The 26877-nt window shown below is 67.2% G+C and carries 22 protein-coding genes; 15 read left to right on the forward strand and 7 right to left on the reverse strand.

All coding sequences use genetic code 11. The annotated features are described in order from the left end of the window. Positions 1-985 precede the first annotated feature (985 nt). Positions 986-2782, reverse strand: coding sequence for a vWA domain-containing protein (locus SM754_RS00670; RefSeq protein WP_323674292.1), 1797 nt, complete (start codon positions 2780-2782; stop codon positions 986-988). 156 nt (positions 2783-2938) lie between these two features. Here SM754_RS00670 and SM754_RS00675 point away from each other — a divergent pair, with 156 nt between their 5' ends. The 5 genes from SM754_RS00675 to SM754_RS00695 all read left to right on the forward strand — a co-directional run bounded on the left by SM754_RS00675 (position 2939) and on the right by SM754_RS00695 (position 7410). Next, positions 2939-3256: a DUF5783 family protein gene (locus SM754_RS00675; protein WP_323674293.1), complete on the forward strand. Its 318-nt coding sequence runs from the start codon at positions 2939-2941 to the stop codon at positions 3254-3256. Between the two features lie 121 nt (positions 3257-3377). Continuing rightward, a complete protein-coding gene (locus tag SM754_RS00680) occupies positions 3378-4067 on the forward strand; it encodes a phosphatase PAP2 family protein (protein WP_323674294.1) in 690 nt (229 codons plus the stop codon). Between the two features lie 204 nt (positions 4068-4271). Beyond that, positions 4272-4628: a NifU family protein gene (locus tag SM754_RS00685; protein WP_323674295.1), complete on the forward strand. Its 357-nt coding sequence runs from the start codon at positions 4272-4274 to the stop codon at positions 4626-4628. Positions 4629-4742: 114 nt separating this feature from the next. Then, positions 4743-6305, forward strand: coding sequence for a sulfatase family protein (locus SM754_RS00690; protein ID WP_323674296.1), 1563 nt, complete (start codon positions 4743-4745; stop codon positions 6303-6305). Positions 6306-6375: 70 nt separating this feature from the next. After that, on the forward strand, positions 6376-7410 hold the full coding sequence (locus SM754_RS00695; protein ID WP_323674297.1) for a lysylphosphatidylglycerol synthase transmembrane domain-containing protein: 1035 nt from the start codon (positions 6376-6378) through the stop codon (positions 7408-7410). A gap of 46 nt (positions 7411-7456) precedes the next feature. Here the strand turns inward: SM754_RS00695 and SM754_RS00700 are convergent, their stop codons facing one another. The 6 genes from SM754_RS00700 to SM754_RS00725 all read right to left on the reverse strand — a co-directional run bounded on the left by SM754_RS00700 (position 7457) and on the right by SM754_RS00725 (position 14016). Beyond that, entirely contained in the window at positions 7457-8374 is a 918-nt protein-coding gene (locus SM754_RS00700) for a ketopantoate reductase family protein (protein WP_323674298.1), read from the reverse strand. A 78-nt stretch (positions 8375-8452) separates the two neighbouring features. Next, positions 8453-8752, reverse strand: coding sequence for a DUF7130 family rubredoxin-like protein (locus SM754_RS00705; protein ID WP_323674299.1), 300 nt, complete (start codon positions 8750-8752; stop codon positions 8453-8455). Positions 8753-8909: 157 nt separating this feature from the next. After that, positions 8910-9296: a hypothetical protein gene (locus tag SM754_RS00710; protein ID WP_323674300.1), complete on the reverse strand. Its 387-nt coding sequence runs from the start codon at positions 9294-9296 to the stop codon at positions 8910-8912. Positions 9297-9584: 288 nt separating this feature from the next. Beyond that, on the reverse strand, positions 9585-13283 hold the full coding sequence (locus SM754_RS00715) for a DNA polymerase II large subunit (protein WP_323674301.1): 3699 nt from the start codon (positions 13281-13283) through the stop codon (positions 9585-9587). Next, positions 13284-13703, reverse strand: a complete 420-nt coding sequence (locus tag SM754_RS00720) for a PPC domain-containing DNA-binding protein (RefSeq protein ID WP_323674302.1) — start codon at positions 13701-13703, stop codon at positions 13284-13286. A gap of 142 nt (positions 13704-13845) precedes the next feature. Beyond that, on the reverse strand, positions 13846-14016 hold the full coding sequence (locus SM754_RS00725) for a DUF7556 family protein (protein WP_166039045.1): 171 nt from the start codon (positions 14014-14016) through the stop codon (positions 13846-13848). A gap of 401 nt (positions 14017-14417) precedes the next feature. Between SM754_RS00725 and SM754_RS00730 the strand changes: the two genes are divergently transcribed. From SM754_RS00730 to SM754_RS00775, 10 genes are all read left to right on the forward strand, one after another. Beyond that, a complete protein-coding gene (locus tag SM754_RS00730; protein ID WP_323674303.1) occupies positions 14418-16331 on the forward strand; it encodes an ABC transporter substrate-binding protein in 1914 nt (637 codons plus the stop codon). Between the two features lie 157 nt (positions 16332-16488). Next, positions 16489-17559 carry an ABC transporter permease gene (locus tag SM754_RS00735; protein ID WP_323674304.1) on the forward strand — a complete coding sequence of 357 codons (1071 nt, stop codon included), beginning with the start codon at positions 16489-16491 and terminating at the stop codon, positions 17557-17559. Continuing rightward, on the forward strand, positions 17556-19295 hold the full coding sequence (locus SM754_RS00740) for an ABC transporter permease (protein WP_323674305.1): 1740 nt from the start codon (positions 17556-17558) through the stop codon (positions 19293-19295). The genes SM754_RS00735 and SM754_RS00740 overlap by 4 nt, the downstream gene beginning before the upstream one ends. Further along, positions 19295-20683: an ABC transporter ATP-binding protein gene (locus SM754_RS00745; protein ID WP_323674306.1), complete on the forward strand. Its 1389-nt coding sequence runs from the start codon at positions 19295-19297 to the stop codon at positions 20681-20683. The genes SM754_RS00740 and SM754_RS00745 overlap by 1 nt, the downstream gene beginning before the upstream one ends. Before the next feature lie 11 nt (positions 20684-20694). After that, complete coding sequence (locus tag SM754_RS00750; RefSeq protein WP_501993741.1) at positions 20695-22341, forward strand: ABC transporter ATP-binding protein; 1647 nt, start codon at positions 20695-20697, stop codon at positions 22339-22341. A gap of 1 nt (position 22342) precedes the next feature. Further along, positions 22343-22801, forward strand: coding sequence for a DUF7555 family protein (locus SM754_RS00755; RefSeq protein WP_323674308.1), 459 nt, complete (start codon positions 22343-22345; stop codon positions 22799-22801). Positions 22802-22941: 140 nt separating this feature from the next. Beyond that, positions 22942-23574, forward strand: a complete 633-nt coding sequence (locus SM754_RS00760; RefSeq protein ID WP_323674309.1) for a DUF7529 family protein — start codon at positions 22942-22944, stop codon at positions 23572-23574. A gap of 87 nt (positions 23575-23661) precedes the next feature. Beyond that, the gene (locus tag SM754_RS00765; protein WP_323674310.1) at positions 23662-24513 is read left to right on the forward strand and encodes a CBS domain-containing protein; all 852 of its coding nucleotides are present in this window, start codon (positions 23662-23664) and stop codon (positions 24511-24513) included. Beyond that, positions 24506-26239, forward strand: a complete 1734-nt coding sequence (gene glyS / locus SM754_RS00770) for a glycine--tRNA ligase (protein ID WP_323674311.1) — start codon at positions 24506-24508, stop codon at positions 26237-26239. The genes SM754_RS00765 and glyS overlap by 8 nt, the downstream gene beginning before the upstream one ends. Continuing rightward, positions 26236-26868, forward strand: coding sequence for a dolichol kinase (locus tag SM754_RS00775; protein WP_323674312.1), 633 nt, complete (start codon positions 26236-26238; stop codon positions 26866-26868). The genes glyS and SM754_RS00775 overlap by 4 nt, the downstream gene beginning before the upstream one ends. Positions 26869-26877 lie beyond the last annotated feature (9 nt).

Here is a 26877-nt window from a genome sequence, read left to right on the forward strand (position 1 = left end):
TGTCCGGCCGATCGGGGGCGATTCCCCGAAGCCCACGAGCTGACGACGCTCATCGCCCATATCGCCCGAATCTCGATGCCCGGGCGGGCTTCGCCGACTGCGGGCCGGGGTGCGTGGGTGGGTCGTGGAGTCGCCCTCGACCTGCAGGGCCGCGCACGCGCGGGACACTCTGTTCGGTCCGGGCTTGACGTCCAGTGCAGGAGTCCGTCGACTTCGACACCCGGTAGGGGGGTTCGTCGCTCAGTGTCGGGGCACTCGGTGGGTGGGAAGGGTCTGCCGGAACGAGAACGCAAGTCCACGACTTCGGGATGAGGTCGGTGGTATCTCCGACGCCTCGGGAACCTTCGGTATCGGCCGAACCGGTCAGTCACGGCTCGCGAGGCACCCGTCAGCCGTCGCGGCGAACTCCGCCTCGGACTGGTGGCTGTTGAACGGTCCGCTACCGGTCGTCGCGGTCGGTCCTCGGTTCGCCTTCCCTCGTCTCCCGAGTCCGGTGTGGGAGGGGACCCGTCATCGCGTCTGCGCAGCCAGCACCCGCTATCGCCGAGAATCCCGCGTTCGACACCGTCGACGCTCGTGGACGGAACGAGCGGTCGCGACGGCGGAGCGCCAGCGGCGGTCCTGGAGCGGAATTCGTGAGGTCGCTCGGATTCGCGCTGTCGAATCGGTGCCCCAGTCGCTGCGGTGACCTGGGGCGTCTCCGGGTGACCTGGGGCGAGTACCACCGCGCACAGCATGACCTGCATGGCTCGCGAGGCGGACGCTGGACTCCTGGTGTCATCTGGGCCTGATTCTAACGTTCCGAGCCTCTCTCTGGGGCGAGACCGGCTGTTCGCCCGGTACCGCCGAACCACTCCGATAAATTCCATAATGCGATACAGAACCGCTTTCTCCCGGTCAGTCGATGACGGACCGTCTTCCGTCCGGAAGCGGGTCGCGTCCGGCCGATGGTCGCGTCGAGTCGCTGTCCGGCGAGCGTCGCGGTTCAGCGACCGAGCGCGACGTCTCCAGGAACCGTGCGGCCCTCCGAGCCGGTGCCGATGGACTCCTCGGGTCGATACGCCGCGAGCGTCCGGAGGAGGTCGAGCTCCTGCTGGAGAGCGTCGTCGCCGACCGCGTCCATCTCGCGCTCGAAGTGCTCGGCGAACGCGCCGATGCGGTCGCGGTACTCGCGCGAGACGCTGAGCGGGTCGCTCTGTTGTTCCCACTCGCCGAGGTGGTCGTCGTCGTACACCGGAACGCCATCCGCGGTGGGCTCGCCGTCGCGCTCGCGCTCCGCGACCATCCAGCTCTTCAGGAGGTCCGCGTACCGCGAGAGCAACACGGCCTTCCGGACGCCCGTGTTCGCGAACTCGTCGGGGCCGCCGTCGGGGAACTCGACCGTCGTCTCGCGCTCGCTGCGCTCGCCGGTTCGATCCTCCCAGCTCGCGCGAAGGCGGAGCGAGCCGTCACCGGAGCCGTCGTCGGTCCGCGAGACCTTCGCGAGCACGACACCGCCCTTGGTCCGCCCGTCCGCGGTCGGCGACGCGAACAGCGTGTTCACGGAGAGCATCCGGCCGGTCGACTCGTCAGCCGCCGACGACCCGTACACCCGCTCTATCTCGTAGCCGTCGGCGTCGAGGTCGAGCGACAGGTCGAACACGAGCGGCGTCACCATGTACTCGAACTGCTCCACGACGCGCTCGCGGAACTGCGCGGGCGAGTGCACCGAGTAGTAGTTCGCGCCGCGGACGCTCGTTATCTCGTCGACGATCTCGGTGTTGAAGTCCACGCCGACGCCGACGAACGTCGCGTGCACGTTCCGCTCCGCGGCGGCGGTCGCCAGTCGTCCGCGCAGCCCCTCGTCGCTCGTCTCGCCGACGTTCGGCATCGCGTCCGTCAGGACGATCATGCGGTTCTCGTACGTCGTCTGGTCCGCGTTCGCGTGCGGATCCAGGAGCGAGAGGGCGTCGTCCATGCCGGCGTCGAGGTTCGTGCCGCCGCCGGGCCGGATGTCCTCTTCGATGTGGCCGCGGATGGCGTCCATGTCCGTCTCGGCGACTGGATTCAGGGGTTTCGCGACCGCGGCGTCGGAGTTGTAGAGGACGACGCCGAGGCGGTCGCCGGGACGGAGCTTCTCCGTGACCGACGCGAGCGCGTCCTTCGCGACCGCCATCTTCGACTCGCTTCCGGAGGCTTCGACGGTCTGCTTGTTCCCGTACTGGTCGTAGTAGTACTCGTCGAACGAGGACCCCATCGACCCGGAGATATCGAGCACGAGCACGAGGTTCAGGCGCTTCCGGTCGAACGAGTCAGCGTCCAGACCCGAGTTCAGGCCGACCGAGAGGTAGCGTTCGGTCTCCTCCGAGAGCGGGTCCGCGGTGACCGCGGGCGCGTACCGCGGACAGAACAGGTCGCTGCACGCGCCGGCGTCGCCCGTGTCGAAGTAGTAGTCGTAGAACAACCCCTCGTAGGAGAGCGAGGACGGGATGGGGAGGTAGTCGTTCTCGACGTTCCGCCGGAACGTGTTCGCGTCCTTCGCGCCGCCGGCGGCGAGCCCGACCGATTCCGTGGCGCCACCGCCGGACGAGGCGGCCTGGAACGTGGCGTTCGACCCGCCGCCGGCGCCGCCGGCGCCACCGTCGCCGCCGAGGTCGCCGGGGGAGTACTGCCAGTCGTCGACGACCCGTCCGTCGTCGTCGGTCGACGGGGGCACGTTCCCGATACGTCCGTTACAGCCGGCGAGCGCCGCCGTCGCGGCGGTCGCGAGCGAGAGGACCGTCCGTCTGCTGTGCGGGGACATACGGACACGATGGGCCGCCACCACCATAACACGTAGACTAGCTGAAACGACGATTTCACCTGTCTGGACGTTCGACGCGGCCGAAACGCTCCCGTCGAACGACCATCGGGCACGCGAAACGCCTCACTTTTCACTCGCCGCCGCCGACAGTCACGCATGACCGACCTCGACCCCGAGACGTTCGAGGAGGAGAAGTACGTCGACTACTTCCCGAAGCTCCAGCAGGCGTACAAGAACGCGTTCAACCGCGTGAACGAGCAGTACGACGCCGAGCTCGTGCACGCCATCGACCAGCAGGTGCTCAACGAGAGCGAACCGCACTACGAGGGCGACGGCGAGTTCACCATCGACGTCCCCGACGACCCCTACGAGCGCCTGGAGGGCGTGCTCGCCGACCGCGAGAAGTTCGACGCCGTCCTCGACGCCTACCTCGACGAGATCGAGGTCGAACTGAAGCGCGTCTTCAGCGTCTGAACGCCGCCACGACCGCCGCCGCTCCGCTTCCCCCGCATCTCTCTGGCCCTCGCCAGCTCGACTCGTACCCTTGACAACTCAAACAACAGATATTCAATGGTTCGCGGGGGACGTTCGAGGGATGCGCCCTCCACTCGACCTCCGCGACTGCAGTTACATCGCGGTGCCGCTCATCGTCTCCGCCATCGCCGGGATGGCGTCCGAACTGTCACCCTACCCTGTTCGAACGGACCTCGTGCACGCGCTCGAAGGTGGTACCGTCGCGCTCTTCCAGCCGCTCGTCGACCCCGCGATCACGACGTTGTTCGTCGCGACCTACCTGCTCGCGTACCCCGCACTCCTCCTCTGGACGTACGTCGCGGTGAAGCGCCAGCAGGGACGGTCGCGAGCGCTCGACTACGTCGTCACGTACACGACGACCATCGTCGTCTCGATACCGTTCTTCTACTTCGTGCCCGTGGGCGTCACCGGGTACTTCCTCGACGGCGTCCAGCCCGTTCTCTACGAGTCCACGGGCCCGATACAGGCGTTCATGCTGAACGTCGACACGCTCCAGAAGGCGCTGCCGAGCCTGCACGCCGGCCTCGCGGCGAGCGCGTCCCTGCACGCACCCCGCGGCTACGAGCGTGCGAGCTGGACGGTCACGGGCGTCGTGCTCGCGTCCACGCTCTACCTCGGCATCCACTGGCTGACCGACCTCGCCCTCGGCCTCGGGCTCGCGTACGCGTCCTACCGTCTCACGCCGTCGATCCGCGCCGCGCTCGCTCGCGCCGGCGCCGGCCACGAGCCCGCACCCGCGAGCGGCGACTGAACGACCCGACGGTCACCAGACGGCCCGGCGGTCACCACCCACCGCCCGGCGGACCGCCGCCGGTCGCACGGACTCGGTCGACCGACCGCGACCGGCCGTTCGCGCTCACCCGGCCGACGGCGGTCGGTTCCGGGGGACGGTCGCACCCGGCGGCCGAACGCGTCAGTCCAAAGGCCTAAGCCCGTTCACGGGCTAGTCCGCACCATGAGTACGGAGACCCAGGACGGCGACGACCTCGAGGAGCGCGTGACGAACTTCCTTCGCCGGAACTTCCCCCAGATCCAGATGCACGGCGGGAACGCCGCCATCACCGACCTCGACCGCGAGACCGGCGAGGTCTCCATCCAGCTCGGCGGCGCGTGCTCGGGCTGCGGTATCTCTCCGATGACCATCCAGGCGATCAAGTCCCGCATGGTCAAGGAGATCCCCGAGATCGAGACCGTGCACGCCGACACGGGCATGGACGGCGGCGGCGGCGGTGGCGGTGGCATGAGCCCGTCGTTCCCCGGTCACGAGGGCGACGACGGCGACGGCGACGAAGGCCCGCAGGCACCGTTCTAGCGGTTCGAGCGCGCCGGCCACTCCTCCTCGCGACGCAGCACGCGCCGAGAGCGACCGCGACAGCAGCTCGCCGAAAACAACAGTTCTTAGTCGTTGCTTCACTCGAAGGCCGGTATGGACCGCACCGAGACCGGGCGGAACGTCCTCTTCGTCGTGCTGGACACGGTCCGCAAGGACCACCTCTCGGTCTACGACTACGACCGCCCGACGACGCCCGCCCTCGAGGACTTCGCCGACGAGGCGGCCGTCTACGAGCAAGCCGTCTCCCCCGCCCCGTGGACGCTCCCCGTGCACGCGTCGATGTTCACGGGCCTCTATCCGAGCGAGCACGGCGCCAGCCAGGAGAACCCGTACCTGGAGGACGCCACGACGCTCGCGCAATCTCTCTCCGATTCGCACCGTTCGGCGTGCTACTCGTCGAACGCGTGGATCACGCCGTACACGCACCTCACCGACGGGTTCGACGACCAGGACAACTTCTTCGAGGTGATGCCCGGCGACCTCCTCTCCGGGCCGCTCGCGTCCGTCTGGAAGACGATGAACGACAACGACCAGTTGCGGAAGGTCGCGGACTGGCTGGTCAGCGTCGGGAACAAGATCCACGAGTACACCGCCAGCGGCGAGGGCGCGGACTCGAAGACGCCGGAGGTCATCGACAAGACCCGAGAGTTCATCGCGGACGCCGAGGCCGACGGCGAGAACTGGTTCCAGTTCATCAACCTGATGGACGCCCACCTCCCCTATCACCCGCCCGAGGAGTACGCCGAGGAGTTCGCGCCCGGCGTCGACTCGACCGCTGTCTGCCAGAACTCCAAGGAGTACAACTGCGGCGCCAGGGACATCGACGACGACGAGTGGACGGACATCCAGGGGCTGTACGACGCCGAGATACGCCACATGGACGCCCAGCTCGACCGGTTGTTCTCGTGGATGCGAGCCGAGGGCGTCTGGGAGGACACGATGGTCGTCGTCTGCGCCGACCACGGCGAGCTGTTCGGCGAACACGACCTGTACGGGCACGAGTTCTGCATCTACGACCCGCTCGTGAACGTCCCCTGTCTGGTCAAACACCCCGACCTCGACTCGGGGCGGTACGACGACCAGTTCGAGACCCTCGACCTCTACGACACCGTCCTCGACCACGCCGGCGGGGACGACCCGGCGGCACTCACGCGAGAGCCGCAAGCCCGAGCGTTCGACCCGGCGCGCTCGCTGCTGCGCGACGACCACCGTACCTTCGACACGCCGGCGTACGAGGGCGCGGACCGCGACCGCGGCGAGTACGCGTTCGTCGAGTACTACCGCCCCGTCGTCGAACTCAAGCAGCTCGAACAGAAGGCGAGCGGCGCCGGTATCGCGCTCGACGAGGAGTCGCGGTTCTACTCGCGGATGCGCGCCAGCCGCCGGACGGACGCGAAGTACATCCGGAACGAGCGCATCGCCGACGAGTTCTACCGCCTCGAGGGCGACCCCGAGGAGGCGGCCGACCTCGCCGGCGACGCCCGCGAGCACGCGAGCGAACTCGACGAAGCGGCGCTGGAGGCGACCGAGGCGGCGCTCGCGGCGTTCGAGGAGCGTCGCGGCGGCGAGTGGAAGTCCGTCGACGACGACGACGTCCTCTCGGACATGAGCGACGACGCGAAGGACCGCCTGCAGGACCTCGGGTACCTCGAGTAACCTTGGCCGACGACCACCGACGAGGCTCAGCTATGACAGGAGGATCATCGACGCCAGGAGGACGAGACACGTGACGCGAACGGACGGGTCGCTCGCGGACGTGTTCGGCCGGCAGACCATCGTGAAGATCGCGGTCGGGTTCGCCATCGCCATCGCGCTCCTGGCGATACTCGCGACCGCGATCGGGTGGCGGTCCGCGCTCGCGGAACTCCGGAGCGCGAACCCCGTCTACGTCGCGCTCGGCTGTCTGTCGACCGCGCTCGGGCTGATGGCGTGGGGGAAGGCGTGGCAGGTCGTGCTGCGCGTCGGTAACATCGACGCGCCGTACCGCAAGCTCGTGGTGACGTACTTCGCGGCGACGTTCGCGAACTACGTCACGCCGCTCGGGCAGGCCGGCGGCGAGCCGTTCATCGCGTACGTCCTCTCGCGGGACACCGAGGCGGACTACGAGCAGAGTCTCGCGAGCGTCGTCACCGCCGACCTCCTGAACCTCCTGCCGTTCTTCAACTTCGCCGCGGTCGGGACCGCGTACCTCGTGCTCTCCTCGGGGTTCGGCGGGAACGGGACGGCGGACGGGCTCGCGGTCGCGCTCGGCGCGATGGCGGTCGGCGTCCCCGGTATCGTCTGGGCGGGCTGGCACTGGCGGGACGCCGTGGAATCGCTCGTGCTCTCGCTCGTGAAACCGGTGACGAGCGTCACGAACCGCATCACCGTCGACGGGACGCGAGACCGCATCGAGCGGTTCTACGAGAGCGTCGAACGCATCGCGAGCGACCCCCGCCAGCTCCTCGTCGCACTCGCGTTCTCGTACGTCGGATGGCTGTTGTTCGCACTCCCGATGTGGTTCGCCGTGCAGGCCGTCAGCGCGCCCGTCGGCCTCCTGATGGTGCTGTTCATCGTGCCGGCGAGCACCATCGCCGGCCTCGTCCCCACGCCGGGCGGGCTCGCCGCCGTCGAGGGCGCCATCATCGGGCTGATCGTGAGTCTCACCGCGACCACTGGCGCGACCGCGACCGCCGTCACCACGCTGTACCGCCTCGAAAGCTACGTGTTCGCGCTCGTGCTCGGCGGTATCGCCGCGTTCTGGGTGACGTACCGGACGTAGCTCGCTGACCGGACGCGGTCGGCGACCGCCCCGCGACCACCGCCGGCTACGGTTCGCGGACGCCGACGCCGGCCTCCCACGCTCGCAGCAGCCTCGTCAGCACGCGGTTCGTGGGGACGTCGAGGTCGAGCTCGCGGCGCGCCTCGCGGGCGGCGTCGACGACGTAGCCGTTGATCGCGTCGACCTCCGTCCGCCGCCCGGCCTCGACGTCCTGGCGCATCGACGACGTGTTCGTCGCCGTTCCGTCGGCGACGGCTTCGACGCGCGCCACGGCCTCGCGGTTCGACAGCGAGACGCCGCGCGCTCTCGCGACCCGCGCGGTCTCCCGCGCCGCCCCGCGAGCGAGTTCGTTCGCGTCCCCGGAGAGCAGCGCGCCGTTGTCGACGCGCGCGAGCGCCGTCACCGCGTTGATGCCGGCGTTCACCGCGAGCTTCGCCCAGAGCCGCCGGGGCATGTCCCCGACCGCGTCGCAGTCGAACCCGACCGCGTCGAACGCCGCCGCGAGCGGCTCCGCGGTCGACGATCCGCCACCGTCGGCCGCGCCGACGACGACCTCGCCGCGGCCCGTGCACTCGACGACGCCCGGCTCTCGGAGTATCGCGCCACAGGTCGCGGTACCTGCCAGGACGTCGGCGTCGAGGTGGGCGGCGAGGGTCTCCTCGTTCCCCATGCCGTTCTGGAGCGAGCACACCGCGTCGAAGTCGCCGGTCGCGAGCGCCGCCGCAGCGTCGGCGGTGTCGAACGCCTTCACGGTCACGAGCGCCACGTCCCCCGAGAGGCCCGTGCCGTCCGTCGTCGCGGCGGGCGTCGTCGACCCCTCGAACGCGCCCTCGACGCGGAGGCCGGAGTCGCGAACCGCGCCGACGTGCGGGTCGCGACCGACGAGCGTGACGTCGTGCTCGCGCGCCAGTACGCCACCGAGTAGCGACCCGAGACTCCCCGCGCCGAAGACGACGATGTCCATGCTCGACACTACCGTCGTCGCGCGAGAAAAACGCTCCCGTCGCCGCGCAACGACCCCGGGCGACGACCGCGTCCGCGGCTAGTCCTCCGTCCAGTAGTAGATGTCCTCGCGCTCGGTTCCACAGTTCGGGCACGCCTCCGGGAGGTCGCCGTCGAGCTGCCCCATCTCGCCGCACTCCCAGCACCGCCACATCAACTCCGCCTCCCCGAAGTCGTGGCCCGCACGCGAGTGCTCGATGCTCCACCCCTCGACGCCGTCCTCCGCGGTGACGTAGAACCCGTGCTCGTCGAACCCGCGGACGTGCCCGAGCAACTCGCCGTCCTCGCCGTACACCTTCGTGCCGAACTTGACGTCCGACCGCTCCTCGGACTGACTCATACCACGATAAACGGTACCACGGAACATAAGCTTCCGTCCCGGTCCGCAGTCCGCACCCTGTCAGATAGCGACCGAGTGACGACAGAACGATGTTCTCTCCGGGGAACCGGTCTGAAAATCGGGGTCCGCGACGGCAGTGACCGCTCTGGACGCGCCGTCAGTAGACGTTGACGTCCAGCTCCACGTCGCTATCGGAGGTGCTCGTGTGGAAGTTCCCGTACCCTTGGATGGTGTAGTACGCACCGTCGTCACCGGGGGTGTTCGGATACCCGTTCACGGTTCCTTCGATGGTGACGTAGTCGCCGCTCTCGCTGATATCCGCCCCGCAGCCGTTCTCGACGTCGACCCACTCGGCCTCGACGATTACCTTGAAATCGCCGTACCCTCTGACCGTGATGTTCCCGTCAGCGGCCGCGGTTGCACCTGTCTCCGCGCTCGCCGCCGACGCGGTCCCAGCGAGTCCGCCGACCGCAGCACTCGCCGCGACTGCACTCTTCTTGAGGACGCTACGTCTGCTCTCGGTCGTCTGGTGTTCGTCCGACATGCACTCCAGCATATCTCGAAAGCAGTATTATACTTTTCCAAATATTATCTGCTTAATTATTTATAATCTATTTTAATATACCCAAAAACACGGCCAGAAATACGCGTCCGCGTGGCTGGAGTTCGGAACAGAACGCCGATTTCAAAACTCGCGACAGGTCCTCAAGCATGAAGTATTCTGTAGCTGTCCGTTCTGGAAAACTACGAACTAGCGTACCAATATCGAGCACGCCAATCGGGGTACGAACGGCGAGGGCGCGACTGGTCTCGAATCGTTCCGGTCACCGAGTCACATGAAGTCCGCGATGCCGGACTGCTTGTTGTGGTCGTTCTCGAAGATGGATTCGAGCGCGCGCTCCAACTTCTCCAAGCGCTGCTTGGTGTAGGGGCGGCAGCCGAAGTCGTCGGCGACGTCGATGGCGGTCTGCATGTACTTGTTCACGCTGCCCTGGTGGACGGTGAGGTTCACGCGCCCGCCGCACTCGCGGCACTCGCCGGTGAGCGGCATCCGTCGGTACTTCTCGCCGCAATCGAGACACCGCGTCTCCTGACGCGCGAACGCCCGCAGGTTCCCGATGAGGTCCGGCAGGAAGTGCCCCTCGATGATGCGCTCGGCCACGTCCGTCTCGTCGACCGCGCGCAGGTTCCGAGAGAGGTGCAGTTGCGCGTCCATCTTCTCCTCCATCGACCCCAGCGTCTTGTACGCCGACAGGTCCGGGCCGAGCGCCAGGTCGCTCGTATCGTGCGTGTGGAAGAAGTCCGTGTACTCGCGCTCCGTATCGAGGTTCTCCTCCGCTATCGTCATCACGTCCTCGACGTCCTCCGGGTCCGCCATCTCCCGCGTCGCCTCGTAGAACTCCCGCGGGTACTCCCACATCACGTCCATGTTGTGCGCCTCGTCGTCGATCTCCGACGGATCGATTCGCGAAGACATGACCAGCGGCGCGTCCATCCTGCCGCCCCGCTGGTCCGGCAGGTAGGTTTTGCTAAAATTCAAAAGCCCATCTAGAAGGAGCATCACGCAATCTTCATCCCCGTCACAGTTGCGTCTTTTCGCGGCGTGGAAGTACGGGTGTGCGTAGCCGACGGCGGCGGTCGTGAACCCGACGACGCGGCCGACCGTTGCGGCGCTCGTGTGGGGAGCCATGCCGAAGACGAGTTCGCCGATGAGGTCGTCGCGGTCGTCGAACTCGTAGAAGCGGTCGAGGCCGTAGTACTGCGCGAGGAGGTCGTCGACGAAGTCCGCCGTCTTCAGCATGTGTTCGGCGGCGCCGTCGCTGAGGACGATGTCTTGCACCTTCAGCTCGACGAGCTGGTCGTCGTGCCTGAGGGCGTCGCCGTGGACGTCGGTCTCGTAGCCGAGGCCGCGGAACTGGTCGGCGGTGGCGTCGAGTTCGCTCGGGCGGACGGCGGTGACGGGGAGGTCCGTCATGTCGTAGCGGACGGTGCCGTCCTTGAACGACGTGACGCCGTGTTTCGCGCGGAGGACGCCCTTCTCCATTGGCTCGGGCGTCTTGTTCGCGCTCGAGAGGCCTTTGACGCCTTTGAGCATGTCGAACGCGTTCTCGCGTTCGCCGACCGCCAGCATGGCGTCCTGGTAGACTGCGTTCACGTCGACGTCGGTCGGTTCGACGCTCGTGCCGTCGGCGTCGCAGCGGTCGCAGTACACGCGTCCGGCCTCGTCCGGTTCGAGGTCCTGCTCGCAGAACGGACACCAGTACTCCGGTTCGGTTCGGGCGTTGCACTCGGGGCAGCGGGCGCGCCACGATTCGGTCCCGCAGTCCGTGCAGCGCCGGCGGCCGACCTGGGCTTCGACGATACCGGGCGTGGAGCGCATGTCGGGGGCGTGCTTGGCGGCGTCGCTCACCGAGCGCTGGCTCCCGCCGGCTTCGCCGATGGGGAACAGCGTGTGGACGGCCGGGGAGAGGTCGCGGGACTCGGACTTCTCCGGGCGCCCCATGCGGTTCCCGATCCGGGTCGGTGCGCGCTCCCGCAACTCGAACGGCGCGACCTCGTTCGCGGCTTCGATGGCGTTCTCGCCGTCGACGTACTCGCGAGCGCGCTCCGAGAGGTCGTCGGCGCTCCAGGGCTTCGCCAGGTGGACGGTCGGGCCGTCCGCGGACGGGTCGCGCGTCGGCTCGACGCCGAGCGACCGCGCGAGCGGCACCCAGTCGTCGACGCGGAGCTCGTCGTCGGTCTGGCGGTGCGTGACGAGGAGACGTTCGAGCACGCGTCGCGTCGTCTCCGTGCGTTCGAGCACGAGCACGCCGGGGTTGTCGGGGTCGACGGGCTCCCGTGCGTCGTCGTCCGTCTGGTCGACGGTCCCGTCGTTCGTCGCGTCCGCCCTCTCGTCCGCGCCGTCGTCGTCGCGAGCGAGCGTCCCGCCGTCGGCCACCGCGGGCTCGACCGCGGCGTCCGCGACCGCGTCCGCGAGCGTCTCGAAGTCCGCGACGCTCACGTCGTGGAACATGTACGTGTACTTCGGGTGCAACGGTGCGTCGTACGCCGTCGTCCACTCGAGCGCCTCGCTCGCCGTCGGGTCCGCGAGGTCGACGCGCGGCGAATCCGCGAGCGCCTGCACGTTACACTCGGTCGCGTCGAGGTCCTGCCGCCACCACTCGACCGTGTACGACGCCGGCGCGAGCGGGTGGTTGTTCTCCACGAACTCGCCGTAGTTCACGAGGTACTCGCCGAGGTCGAGGATGGACTCGACGCCGTTCCGGACCTCCTTCGCCTCCGCTGGGTCGTCGATCCGGCGGACGTCCCCGTTCGCGAGCCGGACCGTCGGCCCGTCGATGGAGTCCACGGGCACGACCCCGGCGGCCTTCCCCGGCCGCTCGGTCTTGATCTGCGTGCCCGTCGCGAGGAAGTCGTCGACGAGATGCATCGTCGCCGGATGCACGCCCGCCGTCGCGAACCCGTGATTCCGAGCGCGCCCGTACCGCAGTCGGAACCCGCCGGACTCGCTCGGATGCCCGAACACCGGCCGGCCAGCGATGAGGTCCCGCAGGAACTTCTTCGACGGCTCCGGTCGCGCCGGGCCGTCCTCCGCGTCGCCGTCGTCGTCGGCCGCGGGCACGTCGCCCTCGCCCTCGTTCGCGTCCGCGTCGTCGTCGCCGTCGTCGGCCGCGGCGTCGCCGTCGTCACCGCCGATGGTGCCGTCGATGAGGTCCTGGAGCCACGGCCAATCGACCTCCTCGAGCTGGCGCGTGTACCGCTGGATCTTCGGAGCTTTCAGTGCGATTCCCTCCGCGAGCACGAGGCACATCCCGCCGCGCGCCGAGTTCGTGTCCACGCGCTCCAGGTCCCGCCCACCCTGGACCTCCTCGTCGCCCGTCGCCTCCCCGTCGAGCATGATTGGCATGTGCTCGGCGATGAACTTCGTCTCCTTGTCCTTCGGCGAGTACTGCAACCCCGTCTCCTTGTCGTAGAGCGCGACCTCCTCGGCGTAGCGCTCCACCTCCGCGTCGCGAGCGTGGTACTCGTCGACGCCGAGGAGCGTCCGCGCGTAGTCCGCGACCAGCACCGACAGCGCCTGCGCGGTCCCACCCGCCGACCGGATCGGCCCCGCGTAGTAGATGTTGATGAACTCCGACCCGTCGTCGTTCTCCAGGAGCTCCACGCGGTCGATGCCCTCGATCGGGGCCGCGACGACGCCCTCGGTGAGGAGGGCGACCGCGGTCCGGACCGCCCCCTCGACCTTCCCCTCGCGGGTCTCGTAGTCACCGACCGACCCCTCGACGAAGTCCTCGACGAGCGCGAGCGCCGCCTCCTCGCGACTCATCTCGCCCTCGAGCTCGCGGACGCGCTCGGCCACCCCGTCGATACCGAGGATGTTCTCCACGCGATCCGCCATGTCCCGCGCCGTCGGGATCTCGACCTCCGGCTTCGGGTCCGCGCCCGTCGCCTTCGCGCGCTCGGCGACGTCGAACGCCTCGTCGAGCCGGGATTCGAGCCGCTCGAAGTACCGTTCGTCTGCCTCCCGCATCTATAACCAGAGGTCCAGGTCGGTGGTCGCGTCGTGCTCGCGAACGAGCTCGGTGTCGAACGCGGTCACGTACACCTCGCCGGCGAACACGGTCGCCGCGTCGAGATGCCCCGCCACCGACTCCCCGTCCGGTCGGGAGAGGACGGCGTGGGTGTGCGCGAACGGCTCGCCGTCCAGGTCGCTGAGGTTCCCGACGCACGCCGCGACCTCGAGGTGCTCGTCGAACTCGACGGGCTCGTACTCGCCCGCGTCCTGGTGGTAGTACCAGACCGTCGCATCCTGGACCGCGCCCAGTCCGACGAACCAGCCCGCGTCGATGTCCTCGACGGCGGCGAGCTCCTCCAGTTGGGCTCGCCAGTCCCGCCCGTTCTCGAGCCGAACGAGGTACTCCCCGACGGTCTCGACCTCCCGGTAGTTCATACGACCGTCCACGGAACGGGCGGGGAAAAAACTGACCAAGGTCACGCGCCACCGACGCGGGTCACCGGCGCGCTACTCGCGACGGGCGGTCGTCGCGAGTCCCGCCGCTAGCGGGTGGTTCGAGACGGTGGACGCGAGGGCGTCAACGCCAGTCCGGGAGGTCCGGAGCGTCGTCCGCCTGCATCGCGAGCCAGGCACCGTCTGCTGTGATGTCGGCGATTACGTACTCCTTACTGGAGCCCTCGCCGTCGACAGACGATACCACATCGTACCCACTGTTCGCGTCGGTGGGTCCAGACTCGGATGCGGCCATGTGCGTACCTGTCTCATGGAGGGGTATAAACGCTCCGAAAATACAGAGCGATTTATCGTCTCCCTGCGTGCCGTGGTCTCGATGCGGTCGAGATGGACGCTCTGCCGGGCGGATAACGCCGCGTTTCTGGCTGTCACGAGGGACGTTACCGCTGTACGGTACGGGACCGGCGCGCGGGACCCGAGCGGTCGACCTCGGTCCTCGAAAACGCGGGAGTGCACGGTGACGACGTGTTCAGATTCGTATATAATGTCTTCCGGGTAGCGGCAACAATTGGCGCTCGTGGTCGGGTCGAGCCCTCTGCCGATTCCAAATACAACTACAAGTACGTTTGGGTATGTAAAACCGGGACAGACCATAACGGTAATTTTAACCGAACCGTCGTCAAAGGAGTGCGTGGGATGACAGACAATAACAGCGTTCCCCGGCGTCGCTTCCTGCAGGCGACCGGTGGCGCAGCAACCGCAGCAGCCCTCGCGGGCTGTCTCGGTGGCGGCGACGAGACTGAAACAGAGCCCGAAGACACCAGCGACGACGGTGGCGACGGCACCACGACTGGCGAGGATGGCGGAGAGCCCAAGGGTAACGACCGCACCCTCCAGCTCATCAACTCGACCATCACCACGCTCGACCCCATCAAGGCGACCGACACCGCGTCCGGCTCGATCATCCAGAACGTGTTCGACGCCCTGATGAACTACCCGAACGGCGAGGTCGCCGTCGAGAACCTCCTCGCGGACGAGGTCTCCGTCTCGGACGACTACCGCACGTACACCTTCAAACTCAAGGAAGGAGTCGAGTACCACGGTGACAACGGCGAGGTCACCGCCGACGACGTCGTGTACGCCTTCGAGCGCCTCGCGGCCTCGGACAACTCCCGACGGTCGTACTTCATCCTCGCGTACGCACTCAACGTCATGCACGAGACCGACGGCGAGGGCGCGTACGTCCCAGGGTCGCTCAACGTAGCGGCGACCGGCGACTACGAGTTCAAGATGCGGCTCAAGAAGCCGTTCGCACCGACCCTCGAGATGCTCGCGTACACCTCGTTCTCGGTCATTCCGAAGAACATCGTCGGCGACATCGACGTCGTCCCCTCGGGCGGCTCGCTCGGCAGCGACGAGACCGAGGAACTCGGCGACGCGATGATGGAGCACAAGGAGTTCGCGACCAACAACCCCATCGGCGCCGGTCCCTACGAGTTCGATCACTGGGAGACCAGCCAGGAAGCCGAAATCGTCCGTAACGACAGCTACCACGGCGGCGAGGTCCTCAACGGCGGCGTCTACTGGAAGGTCATTCCGAAGGCAGAGACCCAGTACCAGTACGCCCAGAACAAGAACTCCGACCTCATCTCCATGCCGACGTCGAAGTACGACCCCGGCAAGGTGCAGATTGAGGGCACGGACGACCTCGGACGCAAGTACGGACAGTACGGCCCGATGGGCAACGGCGCGACTGCGAACTACCTTCAGGTCGCGACGATCAACACGTACTACGTCGGCTTCAACTGCGAGAACGTCGAGAAGCCGGTCCGGCAGGCCATCGCGCACGCGATGAACCAGCAGGAAGGTGTCGAGCAGGTGTTCAAGGGTCGCGGCAAGGCCGCGTACCACCTCACGCCGCCGAACATCTACCCCGGTGGCGCACCCGAGTACGACTCGCACGCCGAGAGCAGCTATCCCTACGGGTACAACAAGACCCAGATCAACAAGGCCAAGAGCGTCATGGAGGACGCCGGCTACGGTCCCGACAACAAGTACGAGGTCACGTTCACGACGTACCAGTCGCCGACGTGGCAGGGTCTCGGGAAGATCCTCCGCGACAAGCTCGCGTCCGCGCACGTCAACATGCAGCTCGAGGAGGCGCCGTTCTCGACGCTCCTCCAGCGTGGTCGTAACGGGAACCTCGAAGCGTACTCGCTGGGCTGGATCATGGACTGGCCGCGCCCGAACAACTTCCTCGGGCAGGCCGTCCCGGAACTCACGAACACCGACCAGGAGGGCGGTGCACAGGGCTTCTACCTGGACTGGGACGGCGACAACGGTGGCATGAGCAGCGCCGCACAGCAGGCCCAGAGCGCCTGGGAGACCATCCAGAACAACCCCGAGCCCACGGACTCCGCGCAGTCCAAGCGTGACACTGCGTACGTCCAGATGGAGGAAGCCATGTGGGAGGACATGGTCCTCCTTCCGATGTACCACGTCGCCGAGGAGCGCATGTGGTACGACTGGGTCGACATCCCGCGCTTCGGCGGTGGCGGTCCCTCGCGTCAGAAGCGCTGGAAGTTCGTGGTCGGCGAGCGCGACAAGTAACGTCTCGGCAGCCGACGCGTTTTCCGTTTTTTCGCGGCCATAGCGCCGCCTACGAGCCGATTATACTCAACGAAGGAACGCAAGACATAACCATGGGTGCGAAATACACTATCAGTAGAACAATGGTGATGGAAGTGGCTCACCGGAGGGCCGAAAAATGAGTCGGTGGTCGTACTTCGCGCGCCGACTGATACTGGCAATCCCGGTCGTGCTCTTCGGGACGACACTCACGTTCATGATCATCTACCTGGGTCCGATCGACCCAGTGTCGGCCATCCTCGGCCCGCAATCAAACACGCAGGCGTACGAGCAGATCGAGGCGCAACTCGGGCTCAACAAGCCGTTGTTCGGGCAGTACATCCAGTTCCTGACCGACCTCGCCATGTTCAACCTCGGCGAGTCGTGGGTCATCCAACCCGACACGAAGGCGATGGAACTGATCGGGAGTTTCGCACCGCGGACGCTCTGGCTGGGCTTCTGGTCGGTGCTGCTCCCGCTGTTCGTCGGTATCCCGCTCGGGTTCTACGCGGGACTGAATCCGAACACGTGGTCGGACTATCTCGCATCCCTCGGAGGGATCGTCTGGCGGTCCATGCCGAACTTCTGGCTGGGCGTGATCCTCCTGGCGGGACTCAGTCAGGACGACGTCCTCTTCGGGTTCAACTGGAAGACGTTCATCGTCGACACCGGCGTCATCGGTGCGCCACCACTCGACTTCTACAACGTCGAGGGCATCACGCGCATCAATGTTGGCGGGTCGACGTTGTTCCGACTGCCGTTCAAGTTCAAGTTCGAGACGTTCATCGAAGCGATCAAGCGCATCCTGCCGCCCGCGGTCGTCCTCGGGTCGGCGTCGATGGGGAACGAGATGCGACTCGGCCGTACCGCGGTCCTCGAGACGGTGAACTCGAACTACGTCGAGACCGCGCGAGCGAAGGGGCTTTCGAACGGGAAGATCGTCTGGAAGCACGTCTTCCGGAACGCGCTCATCCCGCTCGTGCCCATCATCCTGAACGAGGCGTTCCTCCTCATCGGTGGCTCGGTCATCCTCGAGACCATCTTCGGGATCAACGGCCTCGGCTGGCTGTTCTTCCAGGCGGTGACCCAGGCGGACCTGCCGCTTGCAGGGTCGCTGATGTACATCTTCATCCTGATAATCGTGTTCCTCAACATCCTGCAGGACTTCCTGTACACGATAATCGATCCGAGAGTGGGGTATGACAAATGAGTGAGACAGGAGAGACGTCGACGCTACGCGAGCGGGTTCTCGCGCATCCCGAGCCGGCGATGATCTGGCTCGCTGGCGCGTTGTTGCTGTTCCTCCCGCAGGCGAGTGCGTTCTTCGAGACGCTCTTGCTCTGGGGCAACATGGTGAACCCGTTCACGACGGGCTCGCTCGAGATCATGAGCTGGTACGTCGATACGATGGTCGACACGCTCGGCCCCGTCGGCGGCTACTTCATGGTCGCGGTCGGTGGACTCGCCGTGGTCTCGCTCGTCACGGTCCTCGTGAAGGCGTTCTTCATCCCGTTCTCCATCGTGGAGACGGCCGGCTGGGAGGACCTTCCGGTGAGTGCGGACCTCCTCGAGCGCACGATCGTGGGGGCCGCAATCACCGTGCTCGGGATCGTGCTCGTGTTCTCGCCGCTCGGTAGCGCGCTCCAGTCGCTGTTCGCAGTGCTCGCCGACATCGCGACCGTGTTCGCGGACCGCTGGACGTTGCTGTCGCGCGACGTGATGCCGAATCAGGGGTTCCAGCCGCCGGCGGGAGCGACCGACCAGTACTCGACGGGGGCACTCGGTCCGTACCACGGAACGTTCCTCGGCCTTGAGCCGGCGGTCGTGTGGGCCGTTCGGGTCGTGCTCGTGTACCTCTACGCGTTCCTCTGGATCGGCTGGACGTGGTTCGGGTACAAGACGTTCCGCCGGCACTACCGGTACGCCGACTGGACGCCGCGGGACGACATGATAGACCGGTTCTCGACGCACCGCTGGGGCCAGTTCGGGTTCGTCGTCGTCGCGATGTTCCTGACGATGGCGATCTTCGCACCGCCCCTCGGGCCGGTGACCGCACAGGAGAACATCCAGGAGCCGTACAGCTATCAAGTGAACTACACAGAGAACGAAACGGTGAAGAACATCACGCACGGTGGCGCGAACTCGGGGTCGCTCTCGCAGGGCGGTGACCGGAACGTCGGCGTCCTCCAGTACGACGACTTCGGTCGCTTCCACCCGATCGGGACGACGACGAACGGCAAGGACCTGTGGACGTTCATGACGATGGGGTCGCGCGTCAGCCTGTTCATCGGGCTGCTCGCCATCGTCGGAAGCGGGTTCATCGCCGCATCGCTCGCGCTCGTGACGGCGTACTACAAGGGACTGACGGACCTCGCGGTCGTCGTCCTCTCCGACGGTATCCAGGCGATGCCGGCGTTGCTCGTCCTCATCCTGTTGAGTACGGTGCTCGCCGGGCATCCGATATCGAAGGTGTACAACGGCGCGCTCGTGCTCGTCCTCATCTTCATCGCGATCCAGTGGGCCGGCCTGTGGCGCGCGTTGCGTGGGCCGGCGCTCCAGGTGTCCGAGCAGGAGTGGATCGACGCTGCGAAGAGCTACGGGCAGCGACCGACGACGACGATGAAGAAACACATGGCGCCGTACATCCTCGGGTACCTGCTCGTGTACGGGTCGCTGAACCTCGGTGGTATCATCATCAGCGTCGCGGCGCTGTCGTTCCTCGGTCTCGGTATCGAGCCGCCGGTCCCCGAGTGGGGTCGGATGGTGAACTCCGGACAGCCGTACGTCGCGTCGTTCTCGTGGCACATCGCGACCGTCCCCGGTATCATGGTCGTGCTCGTCGTCACGGGCTTCAACGCGTTCGGTGACGGGATCCGTGACGCCATCGACCCGCAGTCCGAAGGGGCGTCGGGTGACGAGGCCGCGGCCGCAGGGGGTGGTGGATGATGTCCACGCCCGAGCAAGTCCAGCGGTCCGACGCGGTGCTCAGCGTGAAGAACCTGCAGACGTCGTTCTTCACGGACAAGGAGACGATCCGCGCTGTCGACGGTATCAGCTTCGACATCCACGAGGCCGAGACGGTCGGTATCGTCGGCGAGTCCGGGTCCGGGAAGTCGGTGACGGCGCGGTCGATCATGGGGCTCGTCGAGAGCCCGGGGCGCGTGCTCCGCGGGAGCAGCGTCCAGTTCCGTGCGCCGAGAGCGGTCGAGCGGTTCGCGAACACGTTCGGCGGGGCGACCGTCGACCTCGGGGAGCTCTCCGAGAAGCACGACCTGGCGACGGCGCTCGACGACGCGTTCACGCAACTCGGCGCGAAGCCGAGCGAGGTGACGAACAACGAGCAGTACGCGAACAAGCCGGCCGAGCAAGTGAACCCCCAGCAGATGGTTGCCGACGGCGCGGTTCACTGGGACGACCTCATCACGTCCGGGTACGCCGACGACCTCGGTCTCATCGACGGGGACGACTTCGTGTTCGTCGAACGCGGCGACGTCTCGGGTGAGGCGTCCGTCGACTCGGGGTACATCGACGTGACGCGAGCGCACGACAAGGGTCTCCGGAAGCTCCGTGGCGGGAACATCGCGATGGTGTTCCAGGACCCGCTCACGTCACTGAACCCCGTGTACACGGTCGGGAATCAGATCAAGGAGGCGCTTCGCCTGCACCGTGGGCTTCGCGGTGCGGAGGCGACCGAGGAGGCGATCAACCTGCTCGAAGCGGTCGGGATTCCGGACTCGCGGCGGCGCGTCCGCGAGTACCCCCACCAGTTCAGTGGCGGGATGCGTCAGCGCGCGGTCATCGCGATGGCGCTCGCGTGCGACCCCGAGGTCCTGATTTGTGACGAGCCGACGACCGCGCTCGACGTCACCATCCAGGCGCAGATTCTGGAGCTCCTGGAGGAACTCCAGGAGGAACGTGGGCTGTCCATCATGTTCATCACGCACGACATGGGTGTCATCGCGGACATCTCCGATCGTGTGAACGTGATGTACGCCGGCGAGGTCGTGGAGACGGCGGACGTGGAGGACGTCTTCCACGACCCGAAGCATCCGTACACGCAGGGACTCCTGAAGTCGATCCCCGGCCAGCAGGATGGTGATCGCTTGCTGACCATCGAAGGTGACGTGCCGACGCCGAACGAAGACCCGACGTACTGTCGGTTCGCGCCGCGGTGTCCGGAGGCGTTCGAGGACTGCGAGGCGGTGCATCCCGAGCGCGTCGGCGTTGCCAACGATACCGACGACCACGTCGCGGCGTGCCTCCTGTATCCGGAGGACGTGACGCAGGCAGAGGCGATCGAACTCCACAAGGCGAAAGGAGGGCGTGACGAATGAGCAAACAAGCGATGTCCACGGCGCAGGCGACAGACGAGGAGCACGCGATGATCGAGGTCCGTAACCTGAAGACGTACTACGAGGGTGGCGGGCTGGTCTCGAGCAACCCCGTGAAGGCGGTCGACGGGGTGAACTTCGACATCCGGAGCGGTGAGACGCTCGGGCTCGTCGGCGAGTCCGGGTGTGGGAAGTCGACGCTCGGTCGGACGCTCGTGCAGCTTGAGGATGCGACGGCTGGCGTCAGTCGGTTCTCGAAGCCGGAGGTCGTACAGACGTTCGCGAACGGGAACCGGCGGCGGACGGTGTTCCTGCCGGACGTCTACGACGAGCACGACGCGGTCGAGCTCGTTCAGCAACTCCTGAACGACGGCGTGAAACCCCAGCTCATCACTGACGTGCCGAAGTTCGCGACGATCAGTGCGGACGAGGCGAACGCGAAGACGCTCGTCACGGAGGGGAACGTGACCGTCGAGTCCCTCGTCGACGAAGGGTTCGGTGAGCGGCTCGGACTGTACGGCGAGAAGGACTTCGTGTTCGTGGAGTCCGGGTCGAAGAGCGGTGACGGCGTGCAGGTCGACGCCGGGTACATCGACGTGACGTCGGCGCCGGACTACGCGTTGAAGAAGCTCCGCGGGAAGCAACTCGGGATCGTCTTCCAGGACCCCGAGTCGAGCCTGAACGACCGGATGACGGTCGGCGAGATCGTCCGGGAGCCGCTCGACGTCCACAGTTGGGGGACCAAGCGCGAGCGCCGCGAGCGCGTTCGCGAGCTCCTGGAGACGGTCGGGTTGCGCCCGGAGCACTACTTCCGGTACCCCCACCAGTTCAGTGGCGGGCAACGCCAGCGTATCGGGATCGCGCGAGCGCTCGCGCTGGAGCCGGACTTCCTGGTGCTCGACGAGCCGGTGAGCGCGCTGGACGTGTCCGTGCAGGCGAAGATCCTGAACCTCCTGGAGGACCTCCAGACGGAGTTCGGGTTGACGTACCTGTTCATCGCGCACGACCTGAGCGTCGTCAAGCACATCTGTGACCGGGTGGCGGTGATGTACCTCGGGCACATCATGGAGATCGGTGAGACCGGGGAGCTGTTCGAGGCGCCGGCGAACCCCTACACGCACTCGTTGCTGTCGGCGATCCCGGAACCGGACCCGAACTCGGAGAAGGAGCGGGTGACGCTGCGGGGCACGCCGCCGAGTCCGCGCGATCCGCCGAGCGGCTGTCCGTTCAGTACGCGCTGTCCGGCGAAGATCCGGCCGGAGGCGTACCGTGGGATGGACGACGAGGCGTGGGAGCGGATCGAGATCTTCCGGGAGGTCATCCGCGAGCGGACGCGTGCCGACCGGTCGTTCTCGGACCGCGTGCGCGAGTTCCTCGGGAAGGAGACGCGGTTCTCGGACATCTCGGAGATCACGGACGAGCTGTTCGGCGACGTTCAGGACAAGCTGCCGGAGAACGCGCGCCAGCACATCCGTGAGGCGTCGAGTTACGTCGACGCTGGGAACGACAATCAGGCGCGGAACTACCTCTTCGAGGAGTTCGGGAGCGCCTGCGACAAGGAGAAGCCGCGGCATCATTCGGTGACGGAGCTCCGGACGAGCTTCTGTCATCGTCACATCGACGAGTTCGAGGACAGCCAGTCGGTCTTCGAGCGCCTCTAGGATGTCCGCGTCGTCTTCGAAGGGCGTGTCGCCGGACGCCGTCGAGGCGTTCGCGTTGAAGGTCGTCGATCTGGCGACGTACGTGGTGGTCCTGCTGGCGGTGGTGTTCGCGCCGTTGTCCATCGTGGAGTGGACGGTGTTCGGTGGACTGGTGTTCACGAAGTGGCTGACGTTCGTCGTCGGTGCGGCGGTCGTGGCGTACGCGAGCCTGAAGCTGCGGCCGGATTCGCCGAAGAAGCGCGCGGCGTCGGTGGATGCGGGTGCGAGTCAGCCGACGGTCGGGAACGTCGAGGTGTCGGTCGTCCAGCGGGTTGCGGCGGCGGTGCCGCCGGCGCGGTGGACGGCGTTGTCGGTCGGTGAGCGGTTCTCGCCGAACGTGAAGCGGTTCGTCGGCGGGGTGGCGATCGCCGGGGCGTCGATGGCGATGGAGTTCGTGTTCGGTATCGGACTCGGCGCCTGAGCGGTGGGGTGCGGTGCTCTCGTTTTTCGCGTGCTACGGTGCAAGTGGTGGTGTCGCGGGGTCGATGCGATGGTGGCGTTTCGTCCTGGTCGTCGGCGCGTAGAGACACGCTTAACCGACTCGGGTGCGTCGTGCGAACCATGCCCGAAGCCCCCGATATCGACGAGGAGGACTTCACGCAAGCGGACCGGATCGCGTCGAACGCGGACGCCATCCGGGAGGCGTGGGAGGCGACGCTCGAGGACATGGAGGCGATGGCGGCGGCTCGCCGCGAGGACGGCTGGGAGGCGGTGTCGTGTATGGCGGTGGATACGGCCCCAACGAACCCGGACGCGGGCGACCGCGACGACTTCGGTCTGGTGTTCGTCCTCCCGAACAACATGGCCGAGGACTTCGAGGACGCCTACGAGGGCAAGGCGTTCCCGAAGTACGAGGTGTATCGCGCGTCTGACGAGGGTCGTGCGTACGTGGTCGTGGAGTATATCGACCCGGAGACGGAGACGGCGATCTTCGTCGCCGGCCAGTACGAGCTCCGGTTCGCGCCGGGGATGGTGAAGGCGGCGCGTCGCGAGGACGAGATGTACACGTACGCCCAGCTCATCGACGGGACGCGCGTCGGTGCGTTCGAGCACGATAGCGTCGACAAGTTCGTGCCGGAGATCGACCGCATCGAGGACTACCGGATGGAGTCGATGGACCCTCAGGAGGTCGCGAAGAAGCTCGACGACGTCGAGGCCGAGGACGTCGAGGACGGCGCGGTCGAGGACGCCTGAACGGTCGTTCGCGTCGTCGGACGAGGCGGTGCGTGCGCGCCGGCAGAAACAGGGGCTTTATTTCCGTTTTGACTGTAGGGTGCGTGTATGAACGTTGCCGACGCTATGACGACGCGCTCGGAGTTGGTTACGGTCGAGTTGCCCGGGACGCGCGACGACGTGCTCGAGTACCTCCAGGAGCACGGGTTCTCGTCGGTGCCCGTGGTGAAGCGGACCGAGGCCGGTGAGGAGTACCGCGGGCTCGTGTCTCGCGACGCGCTCATCGAGCACCCCGACGAGGACCAGCTCGCGATCTTGATGGACGACGTGCCGACGACGACGGCTGACGCGGACCTGACGGCGGTCGCGCGTCGGATGGTCGAGTCCGGTGCGCGGCGGATGCCGGTCGTCGACGGCGAGCTCGAGGGTATCGTGACGGTGACGGACGTCGTGCACGCGATCGCTCGCGGCGAGGCGGCGACGGATACGAGCGTGGATTCGGCGGTGACGCGGGACGTGAACACGACGTACGCGGGGACGCCGCTCCCGGTCGCGGAACGCGAACTGTTCTACGCGAACGTCCCCTACGCGGTCGTGCTGGACGACGACGCCGACCTTGCCGGGATGCTGACGGAGGTCGACATCATCGAGGTTGCGCGCATCGTCGAGGGCGAGGACGACACGGGGAACTCGATAGCGAACGAGGACGACGAGTGGATGTGGGAGGGCATCAAGGCGGTCGGTGGGCGGTACGTGCCGACGCGGAACGTCGAGATCCCCGCGGAACCCGTCCGTGAGTTCATGACGGCGGACCTGGTGACGCTCTCGACGCGGAAGTCCGTGCAGGAGGCCGCCCAGGAGATGATCACGCACGACATCGAGCAGGTGCCCGTGGTGTCCGGCGACCAGCTCGTCGGCGTGATTCGGGACGTGGACGTCTTGGAGGCGCTGTATGAGTAGCGACCTGGGCGAGCTCGCGCGGCGACGCGGGTTCTTCTTCCAGGCGAACGAGTCCTACGGTGGCGTCGCTGGGTTCTACACGTACGGTCCGGAGGGTGCGGCGTTGAAGCGGAACGTGGAGGATGCGTGGCGCGACCGGTTCGTGACGAAGGAGGGGAACCTCGAGATCGACGCGCCGACGGTGACGCCGGAGGCGGTGTTCGAGGCGTCGGGCCACCTGGACGGGTTCGACGACATGCTCGTCGAGTGCCCCGCCTGTGGCGAGAGTCATCGCGCGGACCACGTCGTGGAGGACGCGACGGACCTGGAGGACGCCGAGAGCCTCCCGACGGAGGAGGTCGAGGACCTCATCGCCGAACACGAGCTTGCGTGCCCGGAGTGCGGCGAGGCGCTCGCGGGCCAGCCCGTGGAGACGTTCAACCTGATGTTCGAGACGAGCATCGGGCCGGGCGGCGACCAGGCCGGCTACATGCGCCCGGAGACCGCGCAGGGGATGTTCGTGGAGTTCCCGCGGCTGAAGGAGTACGCGCGCAACCAGACGCCGTTCGGGGTCGCACAGATCGGCGCGGGCTACCGGAACGAGATCTCGCCGCGCAACGCCCTGCTGCGGGCTCGCGAGTTCACGATGGCGGAGCTGGAGATGTTCGTCGACCCGGAGGAGGACGAACCGGACCTGGACGCGGTCGCGGACGTCGAACTGCCGCTGTATCCGGCGGACGCGCAGGAGGCCGACGGCGAGGAGTACCTGCACCTGACGCCGGGGGAGGCCGTCGACGAGGGCGTGGTCGCCGGCGAGTGGCTCGCGTACTTCCTGGCGCGGTCGACGGCGTGGTTCGAGCGCGTCGGTATCGACATGGAACGGTACCGGCTCCGCCAGCATCTGTCGGGCGAGCTCGCGCACTACGCGAGCGACTGCTGGGACGCCGAGGCGCTCGTCGACGGTGACTGGGTGGAGATCGAGGGTATCGCGGCGCGGAGCGACTACGACCTGTCGAAGCACGCGAAGCACGGCGACGACTCGTTCACGCTCTTCAAGGAGTACGACGAGCCGGTGTCGACCGAGCGCGCGACCGTCGACCCGGACATGAGCTACCTCGGGCCTGAGTTCGGTGGGCAGGCGGGTGCGGTTGCGGACGCGCTCCAGTCGCTCGCCGAGCGCGACCGGTCGGCGTTCGACGGCGACGAGGTCGTCGTCGCGGTCGACGGCGAGGAACACGCGATACCGACCGAGCGGACGGGGTTCTCGGTCGAGGCGGTCACGGAGCACGGCGAGCACATCACGCCCCACGTCGTCGAGCCGGCGTTCGGCGTCGGTCGGGTCGTGTACTCGGTGCTCGCGCACGCTCACGAGACCGACGAGGTCGAGGGCGAGGAGCGTGACGTCCTTCGACTCCCACCGGCCGTGGCGCCGACGTTCGTCGGCGTGTTCCCGCTCACGGACCAGGACGGCCTGCCGGAGCGTGCGCGCGAGGTCGCGTCGACGCTTCGCGCGGCCGGGTTCGACGTGACGTACGACGATTCGGGGAGCATCGGCCGCCGGTACCGTCGCCAGGACGAGGTCGGGACGCCGTACTGCGTGACGCTGGACGCGGACCCGGCGGGGACGGCGACGATCCGCGAGCGCGACTCGACCGAGCAGGTTCGCGTGGACGTCGACGACCTCGCCGGGACGTTCGCGGAGCTTCGCGCCGGCGAACTCGACTTCGAGGACCTCGCGGACGCGTGAGCGAGTCCGGTCAGCGGGAGTTCGTGGGGCTCCGCGACGAGGTGGCGCGTCGGCTCGTGCACGCGAGCGGCGCGGTCGTCCCGCTCGCGTGGGTGTTCGGGCGGTCCGTCGGCGTCGAGTGGCGTCACGTGCAGGCGTTCCTCGTCGTGTTCGCGGTCGCGGTGACGGCGCTTGAGGTGCTGCGGCTGTTCGTCGGCTTGGAGTGGGTGGTGTTCGAGAAGCTGACCCGCGAGTACGAGCAGGACAATCCAGCGGGGTACGCGCTGTACACGTGGAGTGCGACCGCGGTCGCGCTCGCGTTCGCGCCACGGGTCGCGGTGCCGGCGATGCTCGCGTTGATGCTCGGTGACCCGGTGAGCGGGTTGCTGTCGGACGGCGAGCTGCGGACCGTGAAGCGCCCGCGCGTCCTGATCGCGATGTTCGGGACGTCGTTCGTGCTGGCGTGGTCGTTCCTCCCGCTGTCGGCGGCCGCGCTCGGTGCGGTCGGGGCGACGGTCGCGGACGGCGTGAAGCCGCGATTCCGCGGTGTGGTGGTCGACGACAACCTCTCGATCCCGCTCGCGGTCGCGGCCGCGGCCTGGCTCGGGTTGCGGTACGTTCCACCCGTCCTCGGGCCGCTCTCGCTGTAGGCGGTGGGT

This window comes from Halorubellus amylolyticus, assembly GCF_034808145.1.
GTDB lineage: Archaea > Halobacteriota > Halobacteria > Halobacteriales > Natrialbaceae > Halorubellus.